Below are 9,752 nucleotides of genomic sequence, written 5' to 3'. Positions count from 1 at the left end.
TTGGAAAAACCCTTTCTCCTTGTGGGCAACAAGATCGATCTCCTTTCCGACCACGGAGAAAACATTCTTTCACATATTCTCTCTGAACACGCCGCGCCTTGGAGCAAAACCGAAGGCATTTTCTTGATCAGTGCGAAAGAGGGGATCGGAATAGAAAAGCTCATCGACGGGATCTCCCGTTTTTCGGCACGATATCCACGGAACACAGTGCCATCCCGTCTTTTCGCGCCTCTTGAGGATGGATTGACTACCTCAAGAACGCTAGAGACACGCATGCCTCTCGTCATCATTCCAGAAAACACACACACTTTCAGAATCGTACACACCTACCTCGAGCGAGCTGTCCTACGATTCGACTTCGAAAGCGACGAAGCAATCATACGTTTCAACAACCTTCTCCGACGACATAAGGTTGAAGAAGCCCTTGAAGCTTACGGAGCCGAAGAAGGCGACACTATCCTGCTTGGGGAATTGGAGTTTGATTTTCTTCCCCAGAGAAATGCGGAGGAGAATCGGAGCGTGCCTGATTCCTCCGAGGAAGAGCACCCCGGGCCTCAAACCGAAAAAAACAAGGAGCAACAATAAATTTCATTCTATGAGATATGAACGCCAGCACATACCCTGCGGATGCGTTCTACAGCAAAACCGGGGGTTTTTCGGAAAGCATGAAAGAACGGGAGCCGATTGAGCATGACGGACGCACAAGTTCTCAAGAAAAGGCGTATCGGCATCATGGGGGGAACCTTCGACCCCATTCACTTCGGCCATCTTGTCGTCGCGGAGGAAGCCTATTCCGCGTTGCGGCTTGAGGAGGTTTTCTTTGTCCCGACGGGATCGCCTCCTCACAAGGCAAAAACACGCGTTTCCATGCCCGAGGACCGGTACACTATGACACTGCTCGCGACACTGGACAATCCACACTTTCGTCTTTCTCGAATCGAGATCGATAGGGGGGGCTCCAGCCATACCGTTGACACTATCCGAGAGATGTACCATTGGTACCCTCCGGCGAGCGTGGAGTTTTTCTTCATCACGGGAATGGATGCCGTTCTGGACATCCTTTCCTGGAAGGAACCCTTTGCCCTGAGTCGCATCTGCCGCATCGTCGCCGCAGGACGCCCCGGTTACAGCACCTCCGCACTCGACGACCTTCCGCCGGAAATCAGAGAAGCCATCGTTCCCTTGGAAATTCCACTTCTTGCCATATCGAGCACAGAGATCAGGGAACGTGTCGCAACGGGAAAAAGCATTCGATATCTGATTCCTTGGCCGGTGGAGCATTTCATCCACAAAAAGGCCTTGTATGTTCGTCATGGGCGGTGAGGAATCATGACAAAAATGAAGATCGTCCTCGCGGTTTTTCTTGCGCTGCTTTCCAGCGGAATAGGAGTCGCACTGCGATTGCAGCAGGTGATTCAGCCTGATTCCAGTGATATTAAAGAAAATTTTCACTATAATCAGGCATCAGGATCCGTCACCATACTTCTTGTAGGCGTGGATTACACTGATGGCTCCAGACGAGCCGATTCGATTGCTGTGGCCACAATCAACATCGACACCAAGAAAATCAAGATTCTCTCGATTCCCAGAGACACCAGAGTCCAAATTCCTGGACACGGCTGGCAGAAGATCAACCATTCCTATGCTTTCGGTGGAAAGGATCTCCTGTACAAAACAATCATCAACTATTTAGGTATTCCCATTGATTACTTTGTCGTTCTCAACTACGATACTTTTCCTGCATTGGTCGATCTTGTGGACGGCATTGATATTCTTGTGGAAAAGAGACTCCATTACGTCGACAGAGCCGGTGGGCTTTACATTGATATTCCCGCAGGGCAGCAACATCTCGACGGCAAACGAGCGCTTCATTACGTTCGCTTTCGCAACGATGCGCAAGGAGACATCGGAAGAGTGAAGCGACAGCAACGTTTTATGGCAGCGCTCTTGGAAAAAGTAAAAATGCCTGTAATGTTACCCAAACTACCTCAAATTGTTGAGGAAACTATCCGTAATATCGAGACGAACATGAATACCACCCAGGCACTCCAACTGGCATCCTATTTAAAGGATGTCTCCGTTGAGGACCTGGTTGCCATGACACTCCCGGGAAACCCCGCCTATATTTCCGGAATCAGCTATTGGTTGGGAGATCTTAACGCCACGGCCAAATTTCTTTCCTGGGCCGAGGATGAGGATGCGGAAGAGCCTCTTTCCCAAGATCTCGTCTCGTTTCCCGGAAGAGGGGACTCCGAGAACATTCCGGGCGACGACACACTCACAGTAACCGCCGAGTCAAACTTCACAAAACAGGACATGGAAACACTTGTCCAGTCCATCTTGGAACGTGTTGCCGTTTTAAATGGAAACGGAACGAAGGGAATCAGCAAGGATGCGGCCGCTTTTTTGCAAAAAATGGGTGTTGATGTCGGCTATGTAGGGAATGCAAAACATTTCGATTATCACACGAGCAATATTCTTTACCCACAAAACGCCAATGAGAAAGTACGGAAGACTGCAAGCAGCCTCGGTGTTCTTTGTGGAATCTCGCCTCGACTCGTCAGGCCTGACGCAAAAGTAGCCTATGCCACACTTATCCTGGGGCATGACTACAAAAAAGTTCTTTCTAAATTACAAACAATCGCACAATAATATTTGACCATTCAATAAAATAACTACTCATCTCCTTGCTTATTCTAGCAATAGAACAAAAACAAGAGACGGGGGCATGTAAATGGAAGAGCATAAGATACTGCTAGAAGAAAAAGAAGAAAACCGACATGAGAATGGGATGGATGAAAACCTTCGCGAAACGCTTCGCATCATTAAAGCACTTGACGACAAGCACGCCATGGACATTTTACTTCTTGATCTCCGTGATTTCACAACGGTCTCCGACACATTCATCCTTGCCACGGCAAATTCTGAAACACACTTGCAAACGCTACAAGATACAACAGAAGAAGCAATGGGAGAGTTAGACCTTTTCTGTCAGCTCGAGGGCCAAACCAGCAACCGCTGGCGCCTTGTCGACGCAGGCCATGTCGTGGTTCATCTCTTCAGTAAAGAGGGACGAAAGTTCTACGGGCTTGAGCGTATCTGGGGAGACGCGCCGTGCACACAGTTTGGAGAACACGGCGAGTAACACAAGAGCAACTATGTCCTGTATGTCCTGGCAGGAAGCAATGGCTCGCACTCATTCGTGTCCTATAATGTATCTTATGTTGCGCTTGTAATTCCTGCCAACCCTTCTCATGTGCTTTCTCAAGATATCCACGAAGCTTGAGTCAAACGAGTTGTGAAAACGTGGGTCCGCGTTTTCACAACTCGTCGTTTCGTTACTCGTCGTTTCGTTGCTCTGCATAAGGCTTGTGGCATACAAATATCGCTGGAATCAGGTTGAATCACCTGCTGCAATCTCAGCGCAGCTCCTATTTAGGCGAGGACCTTCAGAGCACCCTCAATAATTTCCAAATAGCTGTCGACTTGCAAGGACGCTCCTCCGATCAGCGCTCCGTCAATATCCGCTTGCCTCAACAATCCCTGAACATTACCCGGCTTGACACTTCCACCATAGAGAATCGAGACGGCCTCGGCGGCATCTCCGCCAAAGCGCCGAGACAGCAATTCCCGAATATGATGACACACATCCTGAGCATCCTCGTCCCGTGCATTTTTCCCTGTTCCAATGGCCCAGACGGGTTCGTAGGCAACAACAACAAGGGATGTGGAGACATCTTTGGAGGAAACGTCTTTGAGTGCCTCGGTGAGCTGCCTTTCCACCACCTCGAAGGTGGAATTCCGTTCACGCTCTTCCAGGGTCTCGCCTACACATAAAACGGGGGTGACACCGCCTGCAATACATGCGCACACTTTCTTTCCCACAGAGATATCGGTCTCTCCAAAAAGTTGCCGCCTTTCGCTATGTCCTATAATGACATAATCACAGGACATCTCTTGTAGCATAGGAACCGAAATCTCTCCCGTGTACGCTCCTTCTTTTTCCCAGTGCACGTTTTGGGTGCCGTATTTGAGAAAAGGCAACATTTCTTTCCCTTCGCGAAACACATGGAGACTCAGGGCAGGTGGAAAAAGTGCTACGACGAGACGATGTTCCATGATCGCCTTTTCAATTGCCTGAGACGATTTCACCATACCCGTCAACTTCGAGAGGAAGCTTCGGGCAGCTCCGGGACCGTTATACATTTTCCAGTTTCCGGCAAGGAGAACAGCACGTTTTGTTTTCACCACAATCACACTCCTTTCTTCTTTTCATCCTCCAAACGAAAGCGGGGAGCAAAAGCTCCCCGCTTTTTTCTTCTTCAAGCGCCTATCTAAGCATGCTCGATGAACGGTTCCACTCCGGGAAGGGTTTTTCCCTCGAAGAATTCAAGACTTGCTCCTCCACCGGTAGAGACATGGCTGACCTTTTCGGCAAAGCCAAGCTCGTTGACGGCGGCTGCGCTGTCACCGCCTCCGACCACAGAGAGAGCCCCCTCCCTGGTGGCTTCGGCCATGGCCTCACATACCGCACGAGTTCCTGCCGCAAATGGAGAAAGCTCAAAAACACCCATTGGGCCATTCCAAAGAATTGTCTTCGCCCGGGTCAGGATTTTCGCAAAGCGCTCGCACGTCTCCGAGCCGATATCCAATCCCATCTCCCCCTCGGGAATGGCATCAACGGAGACCAGAGATATTGGAACGTCAGCCTTGCACTCTTTTGCAACAAGAACATCCACGGGAAGATGAATCGCGATGTTCTTTTTTTGCGCAAGCGCCAACATTTCCTCCGAAAAGGAAAGTTTCTCCTTCTCGCAGAGAGAATTGCCGATGTTCTTTCCCATGGCTTTCAGAAATGTGAAAGCCATGCCTCCCCCTACGAGAATGGAGGAAACTTTGTCCAGCAGATGCTCAATGACCCCGATTTTGTCAGAAACTTTCGCTCCGCCCAAGACAAGCACAAAGGGCTGCCTCGGAGTATCACGCACCTCTCCGAGAAATTCCACTTCCTTCGATAAAAGTTTTCCCGGATAGGAAGGCAACACTTCCGCGACACCTCTTGTGGATGCATGCGCCCGATGAGCGGCGCTAAAAGCATCCATAATAAAGGCATCAAAGGGGACGGCGAGATTCCGTGCGAATTCTTCGTCGTTCTTCTCTTCCTCCGAATAAAAGCGAACGTTCTCCAGAACAACGAAACTTCCACGGGAACACTGCGTCATGGCGCTCTGAACAGCATCACCGACACAGTCGTCACAAAAAGCGACATTCCATCCCGTTAATTCCCGAAAATATTCCGCCACCGGCCTCAAGGAGAACGAGAGGTCTTTCTTGCCTTTCGGCCGGCCAAGATGCGAAACCAAGGCTATCTTCGCCCCGGCATCTTTCAGCAGGCGAAGTGTCTCTAAATGTGCCCGGATCCGAGTGTCGTCGGTCACGCGTCCCTCTTTCATGGGAACGTTGAAATCAACCCGGACGAGAACGTTTTTCCCTTGAAATTCCTCAGCATTGATCTGCCGAAGCTTCATGAGTACGACTCCCCTCCTCCAATTTCCTCAATGAAGCCTGTCGTTAGACTCCCTTACGAACCATGTAATTCACAAGGTCAATGATGCGGCAGCTATATCCCCATTCGTTGTCGTACCATGCGAGAACTTTCACCATTGAATCGACCACCATGGTGTGAAGCGGGGCAAAAATTGAGGAATGGCTATCACCAACAAAATCCATGGAGACAAGATCCTCCGGTTCATAGGCCAAGATGCCCTTCAAGGGGCCTTCGGCGGCAACTTTCATGGCCGCATTGACTTCCTCCGCCGTCACATTCTTTTTGAGCAGTGCGGAGAGGTCCACCACGGAGACGTTCGGAGTCGGTACACGCAGAGCGAATCCGTTCAATTTTCCCTTCAGCTCCGGAAGAACTTTTCCAATGGCTTTAGCAGCGCCTGTGGTGCTGGGAATGATGGAAACAGCCCCTGCCCTTCCACGGCTGGGCTTTTTGTGGGGGAAATCAAGAATTGTCTGATCGTTCGTATATGAATGAGCAGTTGTCATCAACCCGTTTTCGACACCGAAGGACTCGTGCAGAACTTTAACTACGGGCGCAAGACAATTCGTCGTGCACGACGCATTCGAGACGATATGGTGCTTTTTCGGGTCGTAGACCTGTTCATTCACTCCCATAACTACCGTCACATCTTCTTCTGTAGCCGGAGCGGAGATGAGGACTTTCTTTGCCCCAGCGGCAATATGTGCCTTGGCTTTCTCCGCATCGACAAATTTCCCCGTGGATTCGATCACGTTATCGACACCCATGTCTTTCCAGGGAAGCTTCGCGGGATCCTTTTCCGCAAGGACTTCTACTTTGGTTCCCGCAATGAGCAGTACATTGCCTTCGCAGGCTACATCACCAGCAAAACGCCGATGTACTGAATCATATTTAAACAGATAAGCAAGGCTTTCTGGGGGGGCAAGGTCGTTCACCGCAACAACATCGAAAAGCTGGTCTTCAACGGTACCATGCTGAAAAAATGCCCTCAGTGTCAATCTCCCGATACGGCCAAAACCGTTGATTCCCACGCGTATTTTGTTCACGATCAATCCCTCCTGACTCAAGCTGAAATTCGCTGGAACTACCCTGCTGCCGCCAAGCTCCGAAACTCCGTTGGAACAGGAAGAGAACATGAAGCGGAAGCATAGCCCAGCTACGCCCCCGCTCTCTCGCCTCACAAAGGGTTCTTACAGAAAAGAACAACGCTTTTCGTCTTGAGCTCATCAACGGTGATCTTCAAGGGAAAACCATGTTTTCATAGTACATGGTGCTCGTGATTTTGGCAAGACGGCATTGCCGTTTGAAATCGGCACGTTTCATGCACCTTCCAAAGCTACACCGGGCGAAAGTACTTCAGGAACTTCTTCCAAACAGCAAGCGCTCAAAGCAAAAGAACAAATGTTCCCCACCCGCAGAAAAACCAAGCACAATTCGGACACGCCGAGAAGGGGGCATCCCACAGACTGTGTCTCATTTTTCCTCCTCAGTCCCCATCCCTGCCCAGCGGCTGAGTTTGTTCCAGCGGTATTCCACAGTACTCTTGCTGACAGGTCTGGAGAGCATTTGTCCTAACTCCTTGAGGGTCAGACTGGGGTGTTGGAGACGAAGTACCACCAATTCTTTCAAGTCGTCGGGAAGATACTCGAGAGCATTCATCTCCACAAGCCTTTTTGAAAGTGCAATGTGCCTGGCAGCGGCCTCCAGGCTCTTCCGGATATTCGCGGAGTCACAGTTGACGATCATGTTTGCCCGCTCCCGTAAGGAACGCACCCTGGCGTTTTGTTCCAACAAGGTTACTGTCTTCATCAACCCCAGGCACCCGAGAACACGGCTGATCGTCTGCTGGTCACGCACAAGCCATTCAGCGCGTTGGCCTCGCCGCCTCGACGATGCCCGGACATTCAAGCCTCTCAGAACCCCCTGAAGACGAAGACGTACCTGGTCCTCCTGCGGTTGTTTCAACGCAAGGTAATAACCAAAACGGGGTAAGTAGAGCGAGCCAAGATTTCCCCAAATGCCCCTAAACCAGGAAACAGACCTTGGGAAAAGCTTTTTGAAGGCTTCGGCGTTTCGCTCCCGCACCTCGGAATAAAGACCATCAGGAAGTGTCAGAAGAATTCTCCCGTGCTTCTCCCGAGGCACTGAAAGCAATTCTCCGAGTTCCTGCAAGCCCTTCCAGGAGGAACTGCTCCAAAGCCTCCGCAATCTGCGAAAAACCCAGAGACGTCGACTTCCAAGATGGATTTTATCCTTCCCATTGGACGGAGAGGACAACATCTCCATTCCCGAGAGAATTCCATCAATTTCTTCCTGTGTTTCCTCCGCTCTTTGAGGAAAAAGTACCCACTCGTCCCAAAGTCGGTTCGTCAGTTTTTCCACGTTTGTCTCTCTTGGGATTCACGGGTGATACGGACGATTGCTTCCGCGAGGCTGTGGCTCTGATGGCGGACCGTCTCCTCTTTGTTCAAGGCGAGAAATGAACCGACAACAACATTTATACCCTTCCGACACATTTTTTCGAGCTCCTCTTCCCCGAGATGAAGCGGACGTGCTCCTGCCGACGCGTAGCGCTTCGCCACCGCTTCGGGGACCTGGTCTTCATTGGCAAGAACATAGTCAGGATAGCGACGTGTCGTGCGGGCGATCCATTTTACATGATCGAAGATGCTGAATGTTTCCGTCTCGCCCGGCTGCGTCATGAGGTTTGACACGTACACGACAGGCGCAGGGCTTTTTCGTATCGCGGAAGCAACTGCGGGAAGCAGGAGATTCGGCAGAATGCTCGTGAAAAGACTACCGGGACCCAGGACGATCACTTCTGCCCGTTCCACCGCGGAAAGGACGTCCGGAAGAGGTATCGCTCCGGGAGGCTCAAGCCATATCTGTTCTAATTTCATACCATTGAGCGAAATATCGAGCTCGCCCTTGACGTGAAGATTTTCCTTGGTTCGCCCGTGAAGACTCACCGCCTCGGTCGTCACAGGCAATACCCTACCACGGATGGCGAGCAGATTGTTCATTTCCTCCACCGCGAGGCGGAAATCTCCAGCAAGTTCAGTAGCAGCAAGAAGAATGAGATTGCCCAAGCTGTGCCCGGCCAATTCGCCCCGATCAAATCGAAAGCTAAGAAGACGATTGAGAGCACTGTCGTCCTCGGCAAGGGCAACCAGGCAATTCCGGATGTCTCCAGGAGGAAGAACACCCCATTCCTGGCGAAGTCTTCCCGAGCTTCCCCCCTCGTCGGTGACCGTGACTACCGCAGTGAGATTTCTCGTGAATCCTTTGAGTCCCCTCAACAGCGTGGACAGGCCGGTCCCGCCCCCGAAGGCGACAATTTGCGGGCCCATGGAAAGACGTATCTCCCTGGCTTTCGCCATAACATCGCGCTTTGAGTGGTTTCGTCGTTTGTTCCATCGCTCAAGAAGCATTCTGAGGATGGATATTCCGATCCCCCCCGCGACGATGCCGAGCGCAAATTCCACCCAAGATGGCATCTACCAACGTGCCTCCTTATCGATGTCTCGGTGGCGAACGGTACATACCCACCCCTTTTCTCGAAAATGGGCGCCTATCCATTCCGCCACAGCGACGGATCTATGCCTTCCTCCGGTACATCCCACCCCGACATGCATCTGCATTTTCCCCGTGTTTCCATAAAGGGGCAATACAAGCTCAAGAAAACCCAGTAAAGACGCCATGAGCCGTTCCGATTCCGGGAGATTCCTGAGATATGTCTGTACCGCATCGTCCCTTCCCGACAGATGCCGCAGTTCCTCACTGTAGTAAGGATTCAGAAGGAAACGGACATCGAAAAGGAAGTCACAATCTTTGGGAACACCATATTTGTACCCGAAGGAACTGACGATAAGTGTGACATGCTCCCGAGAAGAACCCAGCTCCACAAGAATCTTTTCCCGAAATGCTGTCGGCAAGAGGCCGGACGTGTCGAGAACAACATCCGCAATATCCCGAATGGGAGCCAGAACATCTCTTTCCCAGGCAATGCCCTCCAGAATCGGTATTCCGCCAAAAGGATGTCGTCTTCGAGTCGTCTCAAAACGACGAAGCAGTTCCGCGTCATCGGCATCGAGAAAAACAAGCCTGACTTCGGGAATGGAACGGCGCAGAAATCCCATCACCTCGACGAGATCATGCAGAAGTGCCTCGCCTCTGACGTCCACGACAGCGGCAACACCATATT

The 9,752-nt window shown here is 51.1% G+C and carries 10 protein-coding genes; 4 read left to right on the top strand and 6 right to left on the bottom strand.

Annotation, left to right across the window (positions count from 1 at the left end):
• The 4 genes from cgtA to rsfS all read left to right on the top strand — a co-directional run.
• The coding region (gene cgtA, locus Q1K49_RS09355; RefSeq protein ID WP_300525447.1) for an Obg family GTPase CgtA at positions 1-585 on the top strand (585 nt) is incomplete at its 5' end.
• A 105-nt stretch (positions 586-690) separates the two neighbouring features.
• The gene (gene nadD, locus Q1K49_RS09350) at positions 691-1,323 is read left to right on the top strand and encodes a nicotinate-nucleotide adenylyltransferase (protein WP_300525445.1); all 633 of its coding nucleotides are present in this window, start codon (positions 691-693) and stop codon (positions 1,321-1,323) included.
• A gap of 6 nt (positions 1,324-1,329) precedes the next feature.
• A complete protein-coding gene (locus tag Q1K49_RS09345; protein ID WP_300525442.1) occupies positions 1,330-2,652 on the top strand; it encodes an LCP family protein in 1,323 nt (440 codons plus the stop codon).
• An 82-nt stretch (positions 2,653-2,734) separates the two neighbouring features.
• The gene (gene rsfS, locus Q1K49_RS09340; protein ID WP_300525439.1) at positions 2,735-3,145 is read left to right on the top strand and encodes a ribosome silencing factor; all 411 of its coding nucleotides are present in this window, start codon (positions 2,735-2,737) and stop codon (positions 3,143-3,145) included.
• Between the two features lie 290 nt (positions 3,146-3,435).
• Here the strand turns inward: rsfS and tpiA are convergent, their stop codons facing one another.
• From tpiA to Q1K49_RS09310, 6 genes are all read right to left on the bottom strand, one after another.
• Positions 3,436-4,257, bottom strand: a complete 822-nt coding sequence (gene tpiA, locus Q1K49_RS09335; protein ID WP_300525436.1) for a triose-phosphate isomerase — start codon at positions 4,255-4,257, stop codon at positions 3,436-3,438.
• Between the two features lie 77 nt (positions 4,258-4,334).
• Positions 4,335-5,528, bottom strand: coding sequence for a phosphoglycerate kinase (locus Q1K49_RS09330; protein WP_300525434.1), 1,194 nt, complete (start codon positions 5,526-5,528; stop codon positions 4,335-4,337).
• A gap of 43 nt (positions 5,529-5,571) precedes the next feature.
• Complete coding sequence (gene gap, locus Q1K49_RS09325; RefSeq protein WP_300525431.1) at positions 5,572-6,594, bottom strand: type I glyceraldehyde-3-phosphate dehydrogenase; 1,023 nt, start codon at positions 6,592-6,594, stop codon at positions 5,572-5,574.
• 427 nt (positions 6,595-7,021) lie between these two features.
• Entirely contained in the window at positions 7,022-7,930 is a 909-nt protein-coding gene (whiA, locus tag Q1K49_RS09320; protein ID WP_300525428.1) for a DNA-binding protein WhiA, read from the bottom strand.
• Positions 7,918-9,045: a uridine diphosphate-N-acetylglucosamine-binding protein YvcK gene (yvcK, locus tag Q1K49_RS09315; RefSeq protein WP_300525425.1), complete on the bottom strand. Its 1,128-nt coding sequence runs from the start codon at positions 9,043-9,045 to the stop codon at positions 7,918-7,920. Before yvcK ends, whiA begins: the two co-directional genes overlap by 13 nt.
• A partial coding sequence (locus Q1K49_RS09310; RefSeq protein ID WP_300525423.1) for an RNase adapter RapZ occupies positions 9,046-9,752 on the bottom strand: 707 nt, incomplete at its 5' end.

Source organism: Aminiphilus sp. (assembly GCF_029975095.1).
Lineage (GTDB): Bacteria > Synergistota > Synergistia > Synergistales > Aminiphilaceae > Aminiphilus.
The sequence above is the reverse complement of the archived record's forward strand: the minus strand, read 5'-3'. Positions and strand labels throughout refer to the sequence as shown.

Excerpts from the sequence above, each read along its gene's own strand:
- rsfS (WP_300525439.1), top strand. The coding sequence starts at position 2,735 with ATGGAAGAGCATAAGATACTGCTAGAAGAAAAAGAAGAAAACCGACAT.
- nadD (WP_300525445.1), top strand. The coding sequence starts at position 691 with ATGACGGACGCACAAGTTCTCAAGAAAAGGCGTATCGGCATCATGGGG.
- Q1K49_RS09345 (WP_300525442.1), top strand. The coding sequence starts at position 1,330 with ATGACAAAAATGAAGATCGTCCTCGCGGTTTTTCTTGCGCTGCTTTCC.
- yvcK (WP_300525425.1), bottom strand. The coding sequence starts at position 9,045 with ATGCCATCTTGGGTGGAATTTGCGCTCGGCATCGTCGCGGGGGGGATC.
- Q1K49_RS09330 (WP_300525434.1), bottom strand. The coding sequence starts at position 5,528 with ATGAAGCTTCGGCAGATCAATGCTGAGGAATTTCAAGGGAAAAACGTT.